We start from the raw sequence: 20,697 nt of genomic DNA on the forward strand, positions 1-20,697 counted from the left end.
GGGCACGGCGCGGTATGCGAGGGGTTTCACCCCTCGCGCTCCCCAGGATATTTCTGGGCCGGTAATTAGGAATGGTAGGTGTTACAGTCAGGGCTTGTGCGGGGTGTCATCGTCTTCGGACAGGATGCGCCAGGCATCGCCTTCCAGGTCCTCGTACTGGTCGTGGCGCAGGCTCCATAGGAAAGCAGCAAGGCCCACTCCACCCAAAAACAGCGAAACGGGGATCAGGACCACGAGGATGTTCATAGCTTCCCTTTCAGACGCAATGCATTCAGCAGCACGGTGATCGAGGATGCCGACATCGCAATTGAGGCGATGAGCGGTGTCGCAAAGCCCGCCAGCGCGATTGGCACGGCGATAATATTGTAGAGTGTGGATAAAGCAAAGTTTTCCTTGATGCGCGCCCGCGCGGCGCGTGCCACCAAGGGCAGTTCGATCAGCGGTGTCAGGCTGTCGTTGAGAAGAACAATGTCCGAAGCGGCGCGAGAGGCATCTGCTGCCGTTGCCGGTGACACCGATGCATAGGCGGCAGCGAGCGCACCGGTATCGTTCAGACCGTCACCAACCATGAGGACTTTGGCGCCCCTGCTGGACAAATCGTTGATATAGGCGATCTTGTCTGCTGGCGTTGTTTCGGCTTGCCATGACGTGATGTGCAACATGCGTGCAATTCTGGCGGTTTCATCCGCATCATCGCCCGAGACCAGATGGATGGTAAGGCCTGCTTTTTGCCAGCCTTGCACCAGTGCTTGCGCCCCGTCGCGCAGTTCTGAGCGCAGGGTGATCTTTTGCGGCGTCCGGTCGCCAATTTTAATGTAGGTGCCTTTGCCAGCACCAAGCCACGCACCTGAGCCCAGTTGGACTGTTTGGCCTTGATAATGCGCACTGAGACCCTTGCCTGCGTGCTCCTGCTGGTCGCGCAGCTTGGCTGGCGTGACGCCTTGCAGGGACGCCGCGATGGCTTGTGAAACCGGGTGGGTCGCGTTCTGGGTCAGGGCGAGTGCGATGGATTGCGTTTCGGCATCCAGCGTATCGCGTGCGGCTGCTGGCAAGGTCAGTGTACCGGTCTTGTCGAAAACCACGGTATCGACTTCGGCCAGACGTTCGAGGGCTGTGCCATCCTTGACAAGGAGCCCTGCGCGAAACAAACGTCCGGCAGCGGTTGTAGACACCGCAGGAACGGCCAGGCCCATGGCGCAGGGGCAGGTAATGATCAGCACGGCCACCGCAATATTCAACGACAGGCGGAAATCGCCGGAATAGAGCATCCACCCGGCAAAGGCGAAAAGCGCCAGCAAATGCACGACCGGTGCATAGAGTGCTGCGGCCTTGTCTGCGATGGCGGTATAGCGATTGCGGGTGGCTTCAGCTTCATCCACCATCGTGACCATCTTGCGCAGTGTCGTGTCCGCGCCGACGGTTGTTGCGCGGATAGTCAGCGGGCCGGTCATATTCACCTCACCGGCGGTGACGGTCGTGCCTGCGCTTGCGGTGCTGAGACGGCTTTCACCGGTCAGCAACGAGCGGTCGATCTGGCTGGTTCCTTCGGTGATCGTGCCATCAACGGGGATACGGCCGCCGGGCAAAACCTGTACCAAGTCCCCGATCGCGAGATCGGCAAAGTTGACCATCTGACGGACGCCATCGCGCACACGCATGACGCGGGGGACCTCGAGCGCGGAAAGCTGTGCTGCCGCAGAAGCTGCGGCCTTGCGGCTGCGGTGATCGAGGTAGCGGCCGATGAGCAGGAAGAACGTCAGCGTCACGGCAGCATCGAAGTAGGAATGACGCCCGCCATAGAGTGTCTCATAAAGCGAAATGCCGGACGCAAGAAGGATCGCCAGCGAAATCGGCACATCCATATTCAAACGATAGGCCTTCAATGACCGCCATCCGCTCTCAAAGAACGGCTGTGCGGAATAGAACAACGTCGGTATCGCAATGATCGCTGTGATCCAATGGAACATGTGCATTGTGGCACCGATGGCCCCCGACCAAACAGCCACCGACAGCAGCATGATGTTCATGTTGGCAAACCCCGAAACCGCAAGACGTGTCATCAGACCACGGCCATAGGTATCGGTTTCGGCACCCAACAGGCTTGTATCGAGAACACGGGCTTCGAACCCGGCCATTTCCAGCGTATCAATCAGGTCTTCCGGAGCGATCGGTTGGTCTGTACCGACTGTGACCCGCCGCATGCTGAGGTTGACGCGGGCATTCGCGACACCTTCCACATCGCGCAAAACTCGTTCGACGCCATTGATACAGGCGACACAATGGATGCCAGGCAGGGATAAAACGATTTGCGCTGTACCGTTCGAGGCCGCTTTTTCAAGCTGCCCCTCGGGAAGGCCGATGCAGGCCGGACAGAAGGTGGCGTCGCTCATTTTGCGGTGATCGGGAAACGACGGCGGAATTTTGTCCCGTCCGGCGCGATCAGTTCCAGACGCAGGTTCCAATAGCCTTCTGTCATGGAGACAGGCGCGGTGTATTGCGTCCCCGTCCACGTGAATTCCGGCACGGTATCCATACTCACGTTCGTTGCTTGCCCGAGAATGGCGCGCGTGATTTCTGCCTGCAGGGGGGCGCCGCGATGATCAAGGATATCCACAGTCAGTACACCGCCTGTAATATCGGCACTGACATCCCAGTTGAGCGCATTTTGCGCTGCGCGATCCGCTTGAAAGGTCTGACTGACGGCATAGGAGTTCCGCGCCTCAAGCCCCGGAAACGTGGCAATCGCGTTCCATGCCAGTGTCAGGTTCACGGCGATGATAATTCCAAAACCGCCGACCATAAGGGCCAGCATGTGCCATCCGGTAAATTCGCGGGTCATTGTGGGGCTCTCCCATTAAAGATTGCGTCTTTGTAGGCGCGTTCGCCTGAGGCTTCATCCTCGACCCAGAAGCGCAGATCGACGCGATCCATGCCGGAGGCGGGGTCAATCGGGCGGGCCGAGACATAGACGCGTTGCAGAAAGGTTTCGTTAGCAGGCACGACGATGGTTCTTTGCGAGGTGCCTTCCAGTTCGATGCGCAGAATTTCATCCGACGTCAGCGAGAGGCGGAATGTCCGGTCCTCGCCATGTTTGTTCAGCAAGCGGATGTCATAGATGTTGCGCACTGTGCCATCAGAGAGGGTCACGAAGGTCGGGTTACGTACCGGCGCCACTGTCATTTCGATATCGGCGCGGATGAAGAGCGCAAAGACCAGACCGACGCCAATCGCGGCCCACATGGTCGTGTAAAGGATCGTGCGGAAGCGGAACACATGCTGCCACAGCTTCTTTGCGGGTTTGCCCTTGGCCTCTTCTTCTTGGTCAGAGAGCGCAAGATAGTCGATCAAACCGCGCGGTTTGCCGATCCGGTCCATGACGTCATCGCAGGCGTCAATACACAGTGCGCAGGTGATGCACTCCATCTGCTGGCCATCGCGGATATCGATGCCAGCGGGGCAGACGTTCACGCAGGCCATGCAGTCGATGCAGTCACCTGCACCTTCGATGCGTTTCTTGCCACGTGGTTCGCCGCGCCATTCACGGTAGGCAACAGTCAGCGTTTCGGGGTCCATCATCGCGGCCTGAATACGTGGCCAGGGGCACATGTAGTTGCAGACCTGTTCGCGCATGAAGCCGCCAAAGACAAAGGTGGTGGCGGTCAGCACACCGATGGTGATCCATGCAATGGGCGGTGCGGTGAAATTCGCAAGGCTGGCGGCCAAAGTGGGTGCGTCGGCAAAATAAAACACCCATGCGCCGCCTGTCGCCAAGGCAATCAAGAGCCACACTGTCCATTTCGTGATACGTAGGCGGGCTTTGTGAAGGCTCCAATCGGCGTTCCACAGGCGCACCCGCGCATTGCGGTCGCCCTCGATCCAGCGTTCAACAAGGATGAAAAGATCGGTCCAGACAGTTTGCGGGCAGGTATAGCCACACCAGACGCGGCCGAGTGCCGAAGTGAAGAGAAAAAGGCCTAGGCCTGCCATGATCAAAAGGCCCGCGACGAAATAGAATTCATGGGGCCATATTTCGATCCAGAAGAAATAAAAGCGGCGGTTGGCCATGTCGATCAGAACGGCTTGGTCGGGCAGGTTCGGGCCACGGTCCCAGCGGATCCATGGCGTCAGATAGTAGATGCCCAAGGTCACGGCCATGACCCACCACTTGAGGTTCCGGTAAAAGCCTTTGACGCGGCGCGGAAAAATAGGTTCGCGCGCGGCGTAAAGCGGTTGGTTCTCGGAAGAGGACATAGGTGACCTGCAGGTTTAAGTTCTGTTCGCAGGTCCGGTTCTAAGGTGTGGGCGGGGATTATCTTTGATGTGGATCAAGGAGGCACAGGTCGTGCCTGCGGTGCGCTGTCGCATGCGTTAGTGCAATGAAGGCTGCGCAAGAACGCGTCCGCAGTCGTTTAAGCAGAGGTGTTCGACCCTGCTGATCCGCCAAAAAGCGGCTTTTGATTGGCTTGATGTCGCAAGGCCAGCTTGCGCATCAGTTTTCCTTGTTCCGGAATGTAGCGCGCGGCGTGCGCCGCGAAATCTGGATCGCAGCACTCCGGGAAAAGGTCTTTGATTTCCTGACGAGCCTCGGGTGAAACAGCCTTGAGAGCTTCGGGGCCGGTAAAGAGGCTTTCGGTCGGTGCGCCATTTGACCAGACGATTTCATGCGCATCAAACAGGAAGTGAAAATATGTCACGCCACCTGTCGTGTCGTCGATAACGTCGATCCCATCCAGCGCAACGAGTTTGTTTGCGGGGATCAACACATCTGCGCAATCAAACATCCGCAGAGCGATGATTGAAGAAACAAGAACGCGGTGCTGGGGCGATACAATCAAGTCTTGTCGGGGATATCCCGCACCCAATGCATCCGCGCGGATCAGGATCGGTTTCAACCGCTCCTTTGCGTTAAGCTGGTCTGAACTGAGACTGCATGCGCCAATCCAGCGGATGGGTTGATGCCCGTGGTCGTACGTGAGCACCAGATCACCAACCTTCAGCTTTTCCACTGGGATTTGCCCGTCTGCGGTTTCAATCAGTGTTCCTGCGGTAAAGCATGGCACGTCGACAAACTCGCCGCTGGCGTTTGTGGGGCCCGTTATCTCTTGGTTGACAACGATCGTATTCGTGCCGGTGTCGTTCCATGCGGCGTCAATCGCCGCTGTGTTCACTGTCAAACCGTTGAAGAGTTCGAGCGGTTCAAGTGCTCCGCCAGTGGCCCGCGCCCCAAAGAGTTCAACAGTGCCGTCGGGATTGATCACCAAGCGGACCAGGGGTGTGCCGTCAACTGTGCCCAATTGCCAGATTTCAGGGATGCGATCACTGCCGACATTCGATCCGTAAGTGCGGCCGTCGGTAAAGCGGATCGTCTGCCCTTCAGTAGAGTTTCCCTGAAATTCGACCTCGTTTGGCGCGCCAGCGGGGCCACCAACAAACAGATCAACTCCGTTGACTTGAACACTGAAACTGTTGTCGAGCGTCGCAAAGTCGATGATCAGGCCGCCGTTAGGCGTTTCGTCAACGAAGGTTGCCGTCTCACTGACTATGTTGAAATCTGGCACTGTTGGTCATTGATCCTGATGAGATGAGCGCAACCTAAAGCATAACGTGCTGACCGTTAAGAGAAATTTGCACAAAGGTGTGGATTAACCGAAACGACCAATAATCGTTAACTTCCGTTGCTCAGTTCGGCCCATTGAAAATACCGGAAATCGCCGGTTCCCATCTTCAAAAAACCTTCTGAAAGTGCGCCATCACGGCCTGACACTCCGTCATAGTCACCTGTTCGAAGGGGTACAGCAATGACCGTGAACGCGACGGGGCGGCCCACACAATGTCGCCGCCTCCGTTTGTTTCACGTTTCTTGGCTGTTTAGAACTGAACGTTCATCCCAAACTGAATGCCGTGTCTTTCATACGTGTCGCCAAAGGCGCCGCCATAGCCCGCTTCGATCCGGATATCGCGTGCGGTACTGGATGAAATCAGGCTCTGGAACCCGAGGTTGACTTCAACAAAGTCGTCATCACGTCCTGCGATCGGGAAGGATGCGGTCGGCAACCCGTCAAAGCCGCTTTCGATGAGCAGATCATCACTGGATAATGTGTTGTAGGCAACACTACCGGTCAGCTTGTTCTGCCCCGATGCACTTGGCATGTCATATTCGCCCTTCAGGCCGATTGACCCCATGAACGTGCTGCCGGACTGCTCTTCGAGCGTCAGGTTGAACGCACCTGCGCCGGTCTCTGTGAAGCCATCAACGGTGACATTGTAGAAAGAGATTGATGCCATCGGGCCTACTGCGAACCCGCCCACGTCACGCAGATAGCTTGCCTGAAGCGCGCCAAAGGTTTGCGATCCGTCTGTCCGGCCGGTGGCGGTTTGGTCCAACACATTGCGTGTGCTGTCGTAGGTCGCATCCTGATACCCGAAAAGGGCCTTGAAGCGCGCGCCGGTCGCCATGTTCGCACGCGCAAAACCGATGAAGGACACGCCCGTTGTTTCAACGTCACCAAGCCCGTCAGCAGCTTCAGCTGTGGCCGATGTACCGCCCACTGCGATGCCGACCGAAGCATTCGCACTCACGCGGTTTTCAACGCCAACAGTGAACGATGATGCGTCGACGTCATAGCCGATCGACCCCGAAGTCGGATCATAGGTCGCAGCCGATCCACCCAGCGACGCAAGGCCATAAAGATTGCCGCCCATGAGCCAGGATTGTGCGCCTCCGCCTTGCGAGACACCGGCTGGGCTGCCACCGTCAATCGGGGCCAGGCCGGTAATTGCATCAACATGACCACGTGCTGCTTCATAGCTCATCGCGGTATAGGCGGGCGCAATGGTGAAGCCCGTGCTGGTCAGAGCGGCGGCTTGCTCGGTTGGTTCCAGTGCGAGGATTGCTGCGATGGCGTCCTCATATGCTTCTGCATTGCCGACGTCCCAGTAAGGCACATTCGCCGCTGCATCGAGATACCCGGCCAGCTTGAACTGATAGTCGGACTGGGCCTCAGTCACGATCGGGACAAATTCCGGCACCCAGCGCAAGGTGAATTCTCCGTCCTCGATCGTGCCAATGGTAATGTCGTAATTCAGGTTTGCATTGCGCAAATCCTCAATCGGATCGACTGCAAACAGTCCGTTCGCTTCTGCCGCGGCGACAATAGCATCAGGCACGACACCGGATGCATAATCCAGATCGTCTACTTCGACGCCGAGGGTTGCGGCCAAGTCTGCCAGACGTTCAGGCAACAGAACGGGTGGTTCAACGCTTCCCGGAAGGTCGTCGGGGACTTCCGTAAGAGCGAGGTTTCCGTAGTTCCATTCGCCATCCGCGATATTGTACCACGCGATCAGAGCAGATTCGTCATCGGGATTGTCGTTGTCGTCCCAGAACAAGCCATCAGGCACCATGGTATTGTCGAGGAAGAAATCGCCGAATGCTGCTGTGTAGTCGCTATTTGTAAACGCCGCGTCCGCACCGCTGGCTGTTCCAAAGGCAAGAATGTCTGCACTGAAATCTGAGGTAAAGCCTGCGCGGCTGTCGGAGAAGAACCCGATATCTCCCTCATTCCCGCCTTCGCCGAACAGGCCATCGACCAACCGTCCGCCAAGGCCGATTTCAGTGGCCGCAAGGTTGAACAGAACTGCATTTGCGGGGTCCGACGGGTCCATCAGCACACCATCTGCATCCCTCAACTCAAGCGAAAAGCCGGTGATCCGTGCGCCCGTGAAGTTCGAGACCTTGCCAAATGTGAAATAGTCGACCGAAGACGTATCAACCAGATTATTCTCTTCATCGAAGTATGGATCGCTGTTGGTCTGGAAGGTCATCTCGAACGGGTCAGGGCCGGTCAGCCATGTCTTGATCCGCTTGCCCGAACCAGGGGCGGAATCGCAGTAAATCTCCGGATTGTTGGCCATCAGGCAATTCACGACATCGCCGCGCGATTCAATATCCTCATTGGAGTCGGAGAAATCCGTGATGATGATTTCAAAGGGATCCAAGTAAAGAAATTCGCCAGAGTTCTCGGGGTCGTCAACCCGCGTGCGTGTAAACGTTACGGCCTTGACGCCCGGTGCCAGAACACCTTCTGCAGGGTCCGAAAAAACCAGGCCATCACCTGATGTACCGATCAATAAATTTCCATCAAGCGTGTCGGCCCAAGCATGTGTACAGGCCAGCGTGAGTGCTGCGACAGATCCCGCGGTGATAAACCGTGTCTTTTGTTTCATCTCGAATTCCCCTAACTCTCTAAGTGTTTCCTACACATTCCATAAACGGAATGTCTTACGAGGTAGCGGTGTCGTGGGGGGTAACCATTGACACATATCAAAACTTGAATGTTTTTTTACGGTTGCAGAATTGACAACTGGGCATCTGCAACCAAAGTCTCGCTTTTCGCGATCAGGAGGCGTAAGCGTTTCGACATGAAAATTATTCGTCTCGAAGATGCCCGAACCTTACCGCTGTGGCGCAGGCCCACATCGCTTTTGTTTGTGATGGCCATGGCGATGCCTGTTGCCTTTGCGACATGGTCGGCGCTGCTTAATAACTTTGTGATTGAGGTCGCAAATTTTGATGGCTCGGACATTGGCTGGCTGCATACGGTGCGCGAAATTCCGGGCTTCTTCGCAATCGGTGTGATTGCTTTGATCATGTTCATCCGCGAGCAGGTCTTGGGGCTGGTCGCGCTGATTATGCTGGGGGCGGCCACGGCTGTGACGGCACAATTTCCCGAAATGGCAGGAATTTTGACGGTAACAATGCTGTCGTCTATCGGGTTCCACTACTACGAGACGGTCAATCAATCGCTACAATTGCAGTGGATTGACAAGAAGCGGGCCCCACAAACGCTGGGCTGGCTATTGTCGGCGGGATCGGGGGCGACGCTGCTCGTGTATCTGCTGATTGTGCTCAGCTGGGAACGGTTTGGCCTGACGTACAGCATTGTCTATTGGCTCTCGGGCGGATTTACGGCCGTTGTCGCCACGCTATGTCTGTTGGCTTATCCGCAATTCGAGGCACCGCACCCACAGATCAAGAAGATGGTCCTTCGCAAGCGGTATTGGCTTTATTACGCGCTGCAATTCATGTCGGGCGCACGGCGGCAGATTTTTGTCGTCTTTGCAGGTTTCATGATGGTCGAACAGTTTGGTTTCGCAGTTGACGACATCACCAAGCTCTTCATGTTCACCTTATTGATCAACATGTTTGCAGCGCCCTTGCTGGGCAAGATCGTGCAAGTCTTTGGTGAACGCCGCGCGCTAGTTTTCGAGTATGTGGGGCTGTGCCTGGTGTTTTTTGCCTATGGTGGCATTTACTATTTCGGCTGGGGCGTTTTGCTGGCAACGGGGCTCTATATCGTGAACCACCTGTTTTTTAGCCTCGCACTTGCAATCAAGACTTACTTTCAAAAGATCGCTGATCCGCAGGACATTGCACCCACCGCTGCCGTAGCCTTTACCATCAACCATATTGCGGCGGTGTTTTTGCCGGCAATGCTGGGCTATGTCTGGCTGCAATCGCCGGGATTGGTGTTCCTGATGGCGGCGGGCATGGCGATTATTTCGCTGTTGCTCTCGCTTTTGATTCCGCGCCATCCGGCCCCCGGTCACGAGACCGTGTTTCAGGGCCGGTTGTTGGCGGCGGCAGAGTAGTAAATTCGCCCGACCGCACTATATTACAGGCGAACCTGATAGGAGGCGTTCATATGTTTTTCATGTCCCGCGCGAAATCTGAAATGGTGGCCAAGGATGCAGCACTGCCGGGCCGTGCGCATGCGATCCCCACAGCCAAGACACATTACGTGTTCGAAACCCCGCTGACAGGCGATGTGCCGGCGGGCATGGAAGAAGCCATGTTCGGTATGGGGTGTTTCTGGGGAGTCGAGCGGATGTTCTGGAAGCTGGACGGCGTGCAATCAACGATGGTGGGGTATGCGGGCGGCTATACCCCCAACCCGACCTATGAAGAGGTTTGTTCCGGCCAGACCGGCCATAATGAAGTGGTGCGCGTGATTTACGATCCTGCGGTCATTTCTTACGAGCAATTGCTACAAGTCTTCTGGGAAGGTCATGACCCGACGCAGGGCATGCGCCAAGGTAATGATGCAGGCACGCAGTACCGTTCCGGTATTTATGCCTATTCAGCGGCACAAAAAGCTGCTGCGGAAGCGGCAAAAGAGGGCTTTGCGCCACGTTTGTCGCAGGCCGGTTATGGTGCGATCACGACCGAGATCATCGATGCACCGCCATTCTATTTTGCGGAAGAGTATCACCAGCAATATCTGGCCAAGAACCCCGGTGGTTACTGCGGGATTGGTGGTACGGGCGTGACCTGCCCGATTGGCGTGGGTGCCTGACACGCGCGATACACTTCATCTTGCCGCACGCATCCTGCTGCTGCCTGTCCTGCTCGGGCAAGCGGCGTTTGTGCGCAAACGCTATATTGCATTGCCGGAACCAACGGGGGATCGCACAGGGACAATCGGACACGGGCCGCCACTGCGGCTTTTGATCCTTGGTGATAGCTCTGCTGTGGGGGTAGGTGTCGCGCGGCAAGAGCAGGCTTTGCTGGGGCAGTTGACCGCGCATTTGTCCACTCATGCGACCGTGACATATCACCTGCACGCTGTGACCGGTGCCAAGACATCGGACGTATTGGCTTGGCTCGATACGCTGCAAGAAGGGCCATATGATGTTGTTGTCACGGCTTTGGGCGTAAATGACGTCACAAAGGCAGTGTCACGCAGACGATGGCAACGACAACAAACAGCTTTGCTTGATCGGCTGACGACACAGTTTGGTGCACGTAAGATCGTGGTCTCCGGCCTGCCGCCGATGGGCCAGTTCCCGCTTTTGCCACACCCGCTGCGCTGGGTATTGGGGCGTCAGGCGGCCCGCTTTGACAGGCATCTGGAGGCCATTGTCGCGGCACGACCGGCCTGTGTCATAGCCCGCATTGATCTGGGACTGGATGAAATGAACATGTCCGAGGACGGGTTCCACCCCGGCCCTGTGGTCTATGCGGCGTGGGCCGACGCGATCGCGCGGATCATACTTGCAGACCGCGAACTGCTTGACGGGATGCAGGGCGCGCCATAACGGAAAGTGAACAAACGCAAGGGCAAGATGATGATTACCTATTCGGCTTTGACAACGATCACCGGCGAAGACCCGGCCTATGCTCTGGCTGAAGCCATCGAAGGGCTGGAACCGGAACCGACAGGCGTAGGTGTTTTCGAGATCGAAGACGGATCGGGCCTTTGGGAGGTCGCGGCCTATTTCATGGATTGGCCCGATGCCGGTGCACTTGCGGTGTTGTCGGCGCTCTACGACGCCAAGCCCTTCAATATCTCTGAAATTCCCGAGCAGGATTGGGTGTCAAAGGTGCAGCGGGAACTGTCCCCCGTGCAGGCAGGGCGGTTCTTTGTGTATGGTTCGCACGATGCAGATAAGGTGCCTGCTGACAAGATCCCCTTGTTGATTGATGCGGCTATGGCCTTTGGCACGGGACATCATGGCACGACGAAGGGCTGCCTGGAGGCTTTCGACAAGCTGCTGACAGATGGTTTCGCCGGAAAGAATATCCTCGATGTGGGTTGCGGCACAGCGGTGCTTGCGATGGCTGCGGCTAAGGTGCTGCCTCACGCGGTTCTGGCCAGTGATATTGACCCGACTGCCGTGGAAGTGGCGCAGGCCAATGTTGTCAGCAACGGGCTGCAGGACCGCGTGAACTGCGTTGTCGCAGCCGGTTTCGGTGCGCCTGTCTTGAAAGACAGCGCGCCCTACGACCTGATCTTCGCAAATATCCTGAAGGCTCCGCTGATCGGTCTGGCGCCGGATATGGGGGCAAGTATTGCTGATGGCGGCTATGCGATTCTGTCAGGGATTCTCAATGAGCAGGCTGACGAGGTCATCGCTGTCTATGCCGAAAACGGGTTCAATCTGATGGAACGCCACGTAATTGTTGACTGGACGACACTAATTTTACGCAGAATTTTGTCCAATTAGCGCCTTATTGCCAAGATTAATTGAAATTTAACTAGGCTAATGCGAACGTTTACAAATAGTTGTATTGTTAGTGATGATCAAACTTTGGAGGATGATTCGGTGCAAGCCCACGTCCCTTTTGATAAAAGACTGAAAAAGATCGTCCGTCGCCATGAGAAAATGGCGAATGGCGTTGTGCGTACAGTAAACTCTGACGGGTTGATCGTGGCCAAGCCACGGCTCTACCGCCCGCGCTTCCCGCTCAAAGGTCTGTTGGCCGTTCTCTTCCTTGGCTTCCTCTTCAAGGGGTTCCTTTTCGCTTATCTGGGCGAAGCAGCTTACGGCGAACGTGTTGCGGCGCTGCAGGGCGGTTCCGTACTTGAACAGGCGGGCGCTTGGGTCATGCAACCCGATCCTGTGACAATGCTTGCAGCGACGGGTATCGCGACAGTGCTGCCCCAGAACTAATCAACGGTACCAGACAAACGAAAAGGCCGCGTTCCAACTGAACGCGGCCTTTCGCTTTTGGTCAGTCGCTTTGCTTAGCGTGCGGTACGTGTCGCGATTTCTTCGATATCGCCGTATGTCAGGCCGATATCGTCCAGTTCACGGGCTGTCAGTTTGGACAGTGAGTTGCGCGTGATGCGGGCGTCGTTCCATGCAGCAACGGCGCTGAACATGTTCATGAAGAAACCAGAAATTTTGCCAGCGGATTGGCCAGCGACGGGGCGGGTTGTGTCAAAAGAGGCCATGGCCATATTCCTATTGTCTATGCTGCAGGTGCAGCGTTGATCCGATAGGGGGCATCTAGGAGGGAAAGCGCGGGTTGACTAGTGCCATCTTAGCATGGGTCATATGCGTTTTCATCATGCCTTATTTTTGTGCATATGCTGCCGCAAAGTATTTATTTATAAGGGTTTAACGGAGGCGCTTTTCACCCTCCGAGTGCCGTATTCAGACGGTGTGACCTTTTCGGCGCATAACTGGCGCTATGCCAAGCCTCTTGGTCTTTGTTCGCGTTTTGTGCTAGCGATACAATCAGAACAAAAAAAGAGGCGAGCGATGCGTGTTTTGGGGATCGATCCGGGCCTGCGGAATATGGGGTGGGGCATCATCGACGTGGCCGGATCACGGCTGACACATGTGGCCAACGGGATCTGTCACTCGCAGGTGGGCGACATGGCGGACCGCCTATTGTCGTTGCATCAGCAACTGACCGCAGTCTTGCAAAAGTACCAGCCACAGGCGGCGGCAGTCGAACAGACCTTTGTGAACAAAGACGGTGCTGGGACCCTGAAACTGGGGCAGGCGCGCGGTATTGCGATGCTGGTGCCAGCGCAGGCAGGGCTTGTTGTTGGGGAATACGCCCCCAATGCTGTCAAGAAGGCCGTGGTGGGTGTTGGCCATGCTGACAAGGTCCAGGTCGCCCATATGGTCAAAGTGCAATTGCCCGGCGTGCAACTGGCCGGACCTGATGCCGCCGATGCGCTTGCCATCGCGATTTGTCATTCGTTTCATGTACAGTCTTCCAGCAGCCTTGCTGCCGCATTGGCAAAGGCTGGCGCATGATTGGCAAGATTGCAGGACGGCTGGACTATCGCAGCACGGATCATGTGCTGATTGATGTGCGCGGCGTGGGCTATATTGTTTACGTCTCTGATCGCGTCATGGCGGGGCTGCCTGCCAATGGTGAGGCGGTGGCGCTTTACACGGATTTGTTGGTCCGCGAAGACAACTTGCAGCTTTTCGGTTTTACAACGCTCGTGGAAAAGGAATGGCACCGTCTATTGATGTCGGTGCAGGGGATCGGGGCCAAGGCGTCGATGGCGATCTTGGGCACTTTGGGGGCCGATGGCGTCAGCCGCGCGATTGCGCTGGGCGATTGGAATGCTGTGGCCAAGGCCAAAGGTGTCGGCCCCAAAACCGCGCAGCGCGTGACGATTGAATTAAAGGACAAGGCCCACGGTGTGATGGCGATGGGTGGATCTGTCGCCGAGGCGCTGGGCGATGACGTGATCGAGGTGGGTGCGCCCAAAGCCCCGCGTAAGGCGGCAGTATCACAGGGCAATCCGGCAAGTGCAGAGGCGTTGTCGGCGCTTGGGAACCTTGGCTATGCGCCGGGTGAGGCGGCGAGTGCTGTGGCTGAAGCAGCAGGGGCCACGCCGGATGCGGATACATCGACCATGATCCGTGCTGCCTTGAAATTGCTGGCACCAAAGGGGTAGGGGATGGCGATGGACCAGCCTGACCCAACATTGCGCGCGGCCCCGCGGCCAGAGGATGAAGACCGCGCGCTGCGGCCGCAGACGCTCGACGCGTTTATCGGTCAGCAGGCGGCGCGGGCCAACCTCTCGGTGTTTCTGGAAAGTGCCCGCAGGCGTGGTGAGGCGATGGATCACACGCTGTTTCACGGACCGCCCGGCTTGGGTAAGACGACGCTTGCCCAGATCATGGCGCGCGAATTGGGGGTGAATTTCCGGATGACCTCTGGGCCGGTTCTGGCCAAGGCGGGTGATCTTGCGGCGATCCTGACCAATCTGGAGGCGCGGGATGTCTTGTTCATTGACGAAATTCACCGCCTCAATCCAGCGGTGGAAGAAGTCCTGTATCCGGCACTCGAGGATTTCGAACTTGATCTGGTGATCGGCGAGGGGCCTGCGGCCCGCACCGTGCGTATTGAATTGCAGCCCTTTACGTTGGTGGGTGCAACCACACGGATGGGGCTTTTGACGACACCATTACGTGACCGTTTTGGTATCCCGACACGGTTGGAATTCTATACCGAAGACGAACTGCACGAAATCGTCACGCGCGGCGCGCGATTGATGGGCGCACCTGCCGCCCCTGAGGGCGCGCGCGAGATCGCCCGCCGCGCCCGTGGTACGCCGCGGATTGCAGGGCGTTTGCTGCGCCGTGTCGTGGATTTTGCCATTGTTGACGGCGATGGCACCGTAACCCAAGCCATTGCGGACAGTGCACTGACCCGTCTGGGCGTGGATCATCTGGGTCTTGATAATGCCGACCGCCGCTATTTGCGTTTGATTGCGGAAAGCTATGGCGGTGGGCCTGTGGGGGTTGAAACGCTTTCAGCGGCCTTGTCGGAAAGTCGTGATAGTCTGGAAGATGTGATCGAGCCGTATCTGCTGCAAAAGGGGCTGATCCAGCGCACACCACGTGGCCGGATGCTGGCACAGCTGGCTTGGACGCATTTGGGGCTGAACGCGCCCAAATCGCAGACGGATTTGTTTGGATGAGCGGGCAGATGCCTCCGGCGGAAGTTTGAATGGACATGGAAAATCAGGCAATAGAACAGCTTTTTACCCGTGCGGATGGGTCCTATGTGTTTGCCCGCTGGGGGCGTCCCATTGTTCCTGTGGTGTTCGGGGTCGATGATGCCTCGCTGGCGGTGTTCAAAGGCGCAATCGAAGCTGTGGTGACACTGGCGTCGCATCAGATGGCCGAGACGGATATGGAGTTGGGTGCAAACCTGATGATCTTTTTCTGTCAGGATTGGGATGAGATGACCGAGGTCCCGCATCTGGATAAGTTGGTGCCTGATCTTGCGCCGTTGGTTGGGCGTTTGAAGCAGGCCGACGCCAATCAATACCGGATTTTCCGGTTTGATAAAGCGGGCGCGATACGGGCGGCCTTTGTGTTCTTGCGCATGGATGATCATCTGGCGGCAGTGCCTGCGGATACCTTGGCGCTAAGCCAGGCCGTGCAGACAATATTATTGTGGTCGGATACGGCATTTGACGAGGTGCCGCCTTTGGCGATGATTGAGGGCAAGGCTATGTTGCGTCCTGAAGTCGCGGATGTGATCCGTGCGGCCTACGATCCGGTGATGCCGGCAATGGCGCGCGATGCCAGCCATGCTTTGCGTATTGCAGCACGGGTGCACAAGGCGTCATGAGCCATCAATTCCCCATCCGCGTCTATTATGAAGACACTGATCTGGCAGGCATTGTCTATTACGCCAATTACCTGAAATTCATCGAACGCGCGCGCAGTGAATGGGTGCGCGAGCTGGGCATCGATCAGGTGCAGATGAAAGCGGATGGGCTGGTGTTTGCTGTGCGCCGCGTTGAGGCCGATTATCTGCTTCCGGCGAAATACGATGATGAACTTGTCGTTCACACTTCGATGGAGCCCGGATCGGGTGCGCGCCTCGTCGTTCGGCAAGACGTCATGCGCGGTGACACCCTGCTGTTTTCCGCGATTGTCACCATCATTTGCATGACTGTTGAGGGTGCTGTGGCCCGTCTTCCGGCAGTGATCCGCCGGTTTGTGCATTAAAAACCGCGTTATTTCGCGAACGTGATGCGGGATTGGTTGGATTTCTTTTTCCTGATGCGATACGCTTGCGAATAATCAGAGCCCAAAATCGGGCCTATAGGCAGAGCAGGCATATGGAAGCAGCACACGAATTCACTATGTGGGCGTTGTTCGCGCGCGCCACAATTACCGTTAAACTGGTCATGATCATGTTGGTCGCAGCCTCCGTTTGGTGCTGGGCTGTGATTATTGACAAGACGATCCAATATCGCAAAGCGCGCGCCGAGGCCGAGATTTTTGACCGGGCCTTCTGGTCAGGTGAGCCGCTGGACGGATTGTTTGACCAGATCGGGGCCGACCCCGAAGGGGCTTCGGAAAAGATATTTGCCGCCGGGATGCTGGAATGGCGTCGGTCACACCGGCAAGACGGCGGATTGATTGCGGGTGCGACCGCGCGGATTGACCGGTCGATGGATGTGGCGATCGTGAAAGAGGCAGCGCGCTTGCAAAAGGGTCTGCCGATCCTCGCGACTGTGGGCTCCACCGCTCCGTTTGTCGGTCTGTTTGGAACCGTCTGGGGCATCATGAATGCCTTTATCGAGATCGCCGAAGCGCAGACAACCAATCTGGCTGTTGTTGCGCCCGGCATCGCCGAGGCGTTGTTGGCGACGGGTCTTGGCCTTCTGGCCGCGATCCCGGCGGTGATTTATTACAACAAGCTTTCATCGGATAGTGACCAGATCGTCAGCGGCTATGAGGCTTTTGCCGATGAGTTCGCCACGATCCTGAGCCGCCAGTTGGATAGCTGAGATGAGCGCAGGGGTTATGAAATCAGGTGATGACGGGGGCAGACGCCGCCGTCGCAGGTCGCGGCGCGCGCAGCCGATGTCCGAGATTAACGTTACACCTTTTGTGGACGTGATGATGGTGTTGCTGATCATCTTTATGGTGGCCGCGCCGCTTTCGGTTGTTGGTATTCCGGTGGAATTGCCAGAGACGTCAGCGACCGCTTTACCGGGTGATGAAGAAGAGCCGTTGACGGTGACAATCACCAATGATGGCCGCGTGATGATTCAGGAAACCGATACCACCGAGACCGAATTGGTCGCCCGCTTGCAGGCCATTGCCGCAGAGCGCAGCAGCGACAAGATCTTTTTGCGCGCTGACGGGCGCAACGATTGGAACCGTGTGGCCGAGGTGATGGGCTTGTTGAACGCCGGTGGGTTCACGGACATTGGTCTTGTGACCGATATCGCGCCGCCTGCCACAGGCGGCTCTGACGGGTAAATCATGGCAACGCCGGGCACCATCATTTCAGGGATTGGCCATGTCGGGCTGATCGGCTGGCTGATTGTCGGCTGGGGGATGTCGTCTGAACCGTTGCAGATACAGACAATGGATGTCTCGCTGGTGTCCGGTGATCAATTTGAACAGATGCGGGCCCGCACGACGCCGCAGCCGGGGTTGGCTGATCCGGCGGCCCCCGTCCCGCCGGTGATCGAAGAGACCCCGCCGCCACCGCCTGCGCAAGAGCCGATTGTTGAACCAGCCCCGCCGCCTGCGCCGATTGAGCCACCTGCAGCAGAAGCGCCGCCGCCACCGCCGCCGCCTGCGCCGCCGCAGGCCGAAGTTGTGGATGCACCACCCGCAGAGCTTGCGCCGCCCGTCACCCCGCCACCGACACCGGATGTGCAGGTGAGTGACAGGCCGACGCCTCCACAGGCGCCAACTGTCGCCTCGACGATTTCCGCGCCACCTCCGCCTGATGCACGGGTGGATGATGTGGTGCGCGAAGAGGTTGTGCCGGACAACAGCGCCGAGGCCGAGGTTGTGGCCGAAGAGCAAGAGGCAACTGCACCTGAAGAAACGACGACGGCAATTGTGATCGAGGATCTGGCCCCGACCACATCGGTGCGCCCGTCAACACGGCCAAGCCGCCCTGCGCCCCCGCAACAGACCGCGACGGCGGAGCAAGAGCCTGCCCCAACCCAACCGACGCAGACGGAACCAGCCGTACGCGAAGATGACGTCGCAGATGCTTTGGCCGCAGCTTTGGCAAGTGCTGCTGATGCCCCTGCTGTTGCGGCAGGTCCGCCGATGACGGGTTCCGAGCGTGACAGCTTCCGCCTGTCAGTGAACCGTTGTTGGAATGTTGATCCCGGATCGGTTGCGGCACGTGTGACGGTCGAAGTGGGCTTTAGTCTGGATCGCGAAGGCCGCGTGATTGGCAATGAAGTTCGCCTTTTGTCATCTGACGGCGACCAAAGCGCGACCAACACCGCATTTGAGGCTGCGCGCCGTGCGATCCTGCGGTGCCAATCCGGGGGGTATCAGCTTCCCGCAGACAAATACGACCAATGGCAGGACGTTGTGATCACCTTTGATCCCAGCGGGATGCGATTGCGATAGGCAAAGACACGCGTAGGTGAGGTGAAATGGTTTTTTCCCCCTGCCATAATGAAGAGAGACAGTGCAGATTCGGGCAGAGTCCCGATCGGGCAGAGTGAGGCAAAAATGATAAAGCGACTTTTGACAGTTTTGGTGGCCTTGGTCTTGGCAGGGCCGGTGATGGCGCAAAGCGGCCCCTTGCGGCTGACAATTACGGATGGTGTGATTGAGCCGATCACCTTTGCTGTGCCAAGTTTTGAGGCGGAAACACCGGCTGCACAGCAGGCGGCATCGGATATTTCCCGCCTTGTGGTACAGGACCTCGCAGGCACTGGCCTTTTCCGAGAAGTGCCCGCCACGGCCTTTATTTCGCAAATCAGTTCCTTCGTGCAGCCCGTCGCCTTTGCGGACTGGCGCGCGATTAATGCGCAGGCCTTGATTGTCGGGGCTGTCACGGTGAACGGGGATCAGCTGACGGTGAAATTCCGTCTCTATGACGTCTTCTCGGGCCAAGAGTTGGGGCAGGGTCTGCAATTTGCTGGCACGACTGCCGGATGGCGGCGCATGGGGCACAAGGTTGCTGATGCGGTCTATAGCCGGATTACGGGCGAGGGTGGCTATTTTGACAGCCGCGTTGTGTTTGTCTCCGAGGCTGGACCGAAAGATAACCGTCAGAAGCGTCTTGCGATCATGGATTTTGATGGCGCGAACGTCCAGTTCCTGACCGATAGTAGCAGCATCGTGCTTGCCCCGCGGTTCTCGCCAAGTGGCGACCGCGTGCTTTACACAAGTTTCGAAAGCGGTTTTCCGCGGATCAACGTGTTGAACGTGGCCAACGTTGGCCGCCAGCAGTTGCAGACGGCCCCGGGCGAGATGGCCTTTAGCCCGCGTTTTTCCCGTGATGGGCGGCAGGTGATCTATAGTTTGTCGAATGGCGGCAATACCGACATCTACCGCACCGATCTGGCTACGGGTCAGCACGTGCGCCTGACGCAGGCCCCGTCCATCGAAACCGCGCCCAGCCTGTCACCCGATGGCAGCCAGATTGTTTTTGAAAGCGACCGTTCCGGCAACCAGCAGCTTTACATCATGTCCGCCAACGGCGGTGAGGCGCGGCGCATATCCTTTGGTGAGGGGCGTTATGGTACGCCTGTCTGGTCGCCACGTGGTGATCTTGTGGCCTTTACCAAGCAAAACGCAGGGCGGTTTCATATCGGGGTGATGCGCACTGATGGCTCGGAAGAGCGCTTGCTCACCTCGTCATTCCTTGATGAGGGACCAACGTGGTCGCCCAACGGTCGCGTCATTATGTTCAGCCGCGAGACCCAAGGCGCGGGCGGGACATCGTCGATGTATTCGGTGGATATTTCGGGCCGCAATCTCAAAGCCGTGCCTTTACCAAGTGGCGCGTCGGATCCGTCATGGGGGCCGTTGCAGCCGTAACGATGTGTGATTCCCAAGTGGCGAAAGTCGTGCTAGAATGAAAAAAACAGAGCAGTCTATAAACAGGATGAAACCCTATGACACTTTTTAAGACAACGGCGGTTGTTCTCTTGGTGCTGGCAACAGCAGCATGTACCAACCCTGATCGCTTTGGCGCTGGTCGCGATGGCGGCGCCGGTGCCAATGCAGGTCTCGGAGCCGGTATGGCCGGATCGGCAAGCGACCCGACAAGCCCGCTTTTCTTTAACCAGACGATCGGCGACCGTGTTTTGTTCGCGGTGGATACATCCACCATCACACCCGCTGGCCAGACCATTCTGGACGGGCAGGCGCAGTGGCTTCTCACAAACGCCGACTACCGTGCTGTGATCGAAGGCCATGCCGATGAGCAGGGCACACGCGAATATAACCTCGCACTTGGCCAGCGCCGTGCAAATGCGGTGCGTGAATATCTGGTGTCGCGCGGTGTGCCTTCCAACCGTCTGCAAGTGACGAGCTTTGGCAAGGAACGCCCCATTGCGATCTGTTCCGAAGAAAGCTGCTATGCGCAAAACCGTCGGGCCGTCACCGTCCTGTCGTTCTCTGCGATGACAAGCTGATCAAGAC

General features: G+C 57.4%; 22 protein-coding genes. 15 read left to right on the forward strand and 7 right to left on the reverse strand.

The features are described 5' to 3' along the window. Positions 1–87 precede the first annotated feature (87 nt). From ccoS to B0B09_RS16630, 6 genes are all read right to left on the reverse strand, one after another. On the reverse strand, positions 88–246 hold the full coding sequence (gene ccoS, locus B0B09_RS16605) for a cbb3-type cytochrome oxidase assembly protein CcoS (RefSeq protein WP_055296135.1): 159 nt from the start codon (positions 244–246) through the stop codon (positions 88–90). Continuing rightward, complete coding sequence (locus B0B09_RS16610; protein ID WP_076661032.1) at positions 243–2,390, reverse strand: heavy metal translocating P-type ATPase; 2,148 nt, start codon at positions 2,388–2,390, stop codon at positions 243–245. Before B0B09_RS16610 ends, ccoS begins: the two co-directional genes overlap by 4 nt. Then, on the reverse strand, positions 2,387–2,839 hold the full coding sequence (locus B0B09_RS16615) for a FixH family protein (RefSeq protein WP_076661033.1): 453 nt from the start codon (positions 2,837–2,839) through the stop codon (positions 2,387–2,389). Before B0B09_RS16615 ends, B0B09_RS16610 begins: the two co-directional genes overlap by 4 nt. Continuing rightward, positions 2,836–4,251, reverse strand: coding sequence for a cytochrome c oxidase accessory protein CcoG (gene ccoG / locus B0B09_RS16620; protein ID WP_055296132.1), 1,416 nt, complete (start codon positions 4,249–4,251; stop codon positions 2,836–2,838). The genes B0B09_RS16615 and ccoG overlap by 4 nt, the downstream gene beginning before the upstream one ends. A gap of 158 nt (positions 4,252–4,409) precedes the next feature. After that, positions 4,410–5,558 carry a Hint domain-containing protein gene (locus B0B09_RS16625; RefSeq protein ID WP_242654486.1) on the reverse strand — a complete coding sequence of 383 codons (1,149 nt, stop codon included), beginning with the start codon at positions 5,556–5,558 and terminating at the stop codon, positions 4,410–4,412. Between the two features lie 310 nt (positions 5,559–5,868). Continuing rightward, positions 5,869–8,226, reverse strand: coding sequence for a choice-of-anchor F family protein (locus B0B09_RS16630; protein WP_076661034.1), 2,358 nt, complete (start codon positions 8,224–8,226; stop codon positions 5,869–5,871). A 195-nt stretch (positions 8,227–8,421) separates the two neighbouring features. Between B0B09_RS16630 and B0B09_RS16635 the strand changes: the two genes are divergently transcribed. The 5 genes from B0B09_RS16635 to B0B09_RS16655 all read left to right on the forward strand — a co-directional run bounded on the left by B0B09_RS16635 (position 8,422) and on the right by B0B09_RS16655 (position 12,453). Further along, entirely contained in the window at positions 8,422–9,651 is a 1,230-nt protein-coding gene (locus B0B09_RS16635; RefSeq protein ID WP_055296130.1) for an MFS transporter, read from the forward strand. A gap of 53 nt (positions 9,652–9,704) precedes the next feature. After that, on the forward strand, positions 9,705–10,355 hold the full coding sequence (gene msrA, locus B0B09_RS16640) for a peptide-methionine (S)-S-oxide reductase MsrA (RefSeq protein WP_076661035.1): 651 nt from the start codon (positions 9,705–9,707) through the stop codon (positions 10,353–10,355). Beyond that, positions 10,348–11,097: an SGNH/GDSL hydrolase family protein gene (locus B0B09_RS16645; protein WP_076661036.1), complete on the forward strand. Its 750-nt coding sequence runs from the start codon at positions 10,348–10,350 to the stop codon at positions 11,095–11,097. The genes msrA and B0B09_RS16645 overlap by 8 nt, the downstream gene beginning before the upstream one ends. A gap of 30 nt (positions 11,098–11,127) precedes the next feature. Then, positions 11,128–12,006: a 50S ribosomal protein L11 methyltransferase gene (locus B0B09_RS16650; protein WP_076661171.1), complete on the forward strand. Its 879-nt coding sequence runs from the start codon at positions 11,128–11,130 to the stop codon at positions 12,004–12,006. Positions 12,007–12,105: 99 nt separating this feature from the next. Then, on the forward strand, positions 12,106–12,453 hold the full coding sequence (locus B0B09_RS16655; protein WP_076661172.1) for a hypothetical protein: 348 nt from the start codon (positions 12,106–12,108) through the stop codon (positions 12,451–12,453). Between the two features lie 74 nt (positions 12,454–12,527). Here B0B09_RS16655 and B0B09_RS16660 read toward each other — a convergent pair whose 3' ends face one another. Beyond that, positions 12,528–12,737 (reverse strand): DUF1127 domain-containing protein, encoded by a 210-nt coding sequence (locus tag B0B09_RS16660; protein WP_055296229.1) that lies wholly within the window; start codon positions 12,735–12,737, stop codon positions 12,528–12,530. Between the two features lie 310 nt (positions 12,738–13,047). Between B0B09_RS16660 and ruvC the strand changes: the two genes are divergently transcribed. From ruvC to pal, 10 genes are all read left to right on the forward strand, one after another. Beyond that, a complete protein-coding gene (gene ruvC, locus B0B09_RS16665; RefSeq protein ID WP_076661037.1) occupies positions 13,048–13,554 on the forward strand; it encodes a crossover junction endodeoxyribonuclease RuvC in 507 nt (168 codons plus the stop codon). Beyond that, positions 13,551–14,210 (forward strand): Holliday junction branch migration protein RuvA, encoded by a 660-nt coding sequence (gene ruvA, locus B0B09_RS16670; protein ID WP_076661038.1) that lies wholly within the window; start codon positions 13,551–13,553, stop codon positions 14,208–14,210. Before ruvC ends, ruvA begins: the two co-directional genes overlap by 4 nt. 9 nt (positions 14,211–14,219) lie before the next feature. After that, on the forward strand, positions 14,220–15,239 hold the full coding sequence (gene ruvB, locus B0B09_RS16675; RefSeq protein ID WP_076661173.1) for a Holliday junction branch migration DNA helicase RuvB: 1,020 nt from the start codon (positions 14,220–14,222) through the stop codon (positions 15,237–15,239). 35 nt (positions 15,240–15,274) lie between these two features. Continuing rightward, on the forward strand, positions 15,275–15,898 hold the full coding sequence (locus tag B0B09_RS16680; RefSeq protein WP_076661039.1) for a hypothetical protein: 624 nt from the start codon (positions 15,275–15,277) through the stop codon (positions 15,896–15,898). Continuing rightward, on the forward strand, positions 15,895–16,281 hold the full coding sequence (ybgC, locus tag B0B09_RS16685; protein ID WP_076661040.1) for a tol-pal system-associated acyl-CoA thioesterase: 387 nt from the start codon (positions 15,895–15,897) through the stop codon (positions 16,279–16,281). The genes B0B09_RS16680 and ybgC overlap by 4 nt, the downstream gene beginning before the upstream one ends. A 113-nt stretch (positions 16,282–16,394) precedes the next feature. Further along, positions 16,395–17,069 carry a protein TolQ gene (tolQ, locus tag B0B09_RS16690; RefSeq protein WP_207552170.1) on the forward strand — a complete coding sequence of 225 codons (675 nt, stop codon included), beginning with the start codon at positions 16,395–16,397 and terminating at the stop codon, positions 17,067–17,069. A 1-nt stretch (position 17,070) separates the two neighbouring features. Then, positions 17,071–17,547, forward strand: a complete 477-nt coding sequence (locus B0B09_RS16695; protein WP_076661042.1) for an ExbD/TolR family protein — start codon at positions 17,071–17,073, stop codon at positions 17,545–17,547. 3 nt (positions 17,548–17,550) lie between these two features. Beyond that, the gene (gene tolA / locus B0B09_RS16700) at positions 17,551–18,669 is read left to right on the forward strand and encodes a cell envelope integrity protein TolA (RefSeq protein WP_076661043.1); all 1,119 of its coding nucleotides are present in this window, start codon (positions 17,551–17,553) and stop codon (positions 18,667–18,669) included. A 105-nt stretch (positions 18,670–18,774) separates the two neighbouring features. Beyond that, positions 18,775–20,091: a Tol-Pal system beta propeller repeat protein TolB gene (gene tolB, locus B0B09_RS16705; RefSeq protein ID WP_110549996.1), complete on the forward strand. Its 1,317-nt coding sequence runs from the start codon at positions 18,775–18,777 to the stop codon at positions 20,089–20,091. 77 nt (positions 20,092–20,168) lie between these two features. Continuing rightward, positions 20,169–20,690 (forward strand): peptidoglycan-associated lipoprotein Pal, encoded by a 522-nt coding sequence (pal, locus tag B0B09_RS16710; protein ID WP_055296120.1) that lies wholly within the window; start codon positions 20,169–20,171, stop codon positions 20,688–20,690. The last annotated feature ends 7 nt before the right edge of the window (positions 20,691–20,697 follow it).

It is taken from the genome of Yoonia rosea (genome assembly GCF_900156505.1).
Lineage (GTDB): Bacteria > Pseudomonadota > Alphaproteobacteria > Rhodobacterales > Rhodobacteraceae > Yoonia > Yoonia rosea.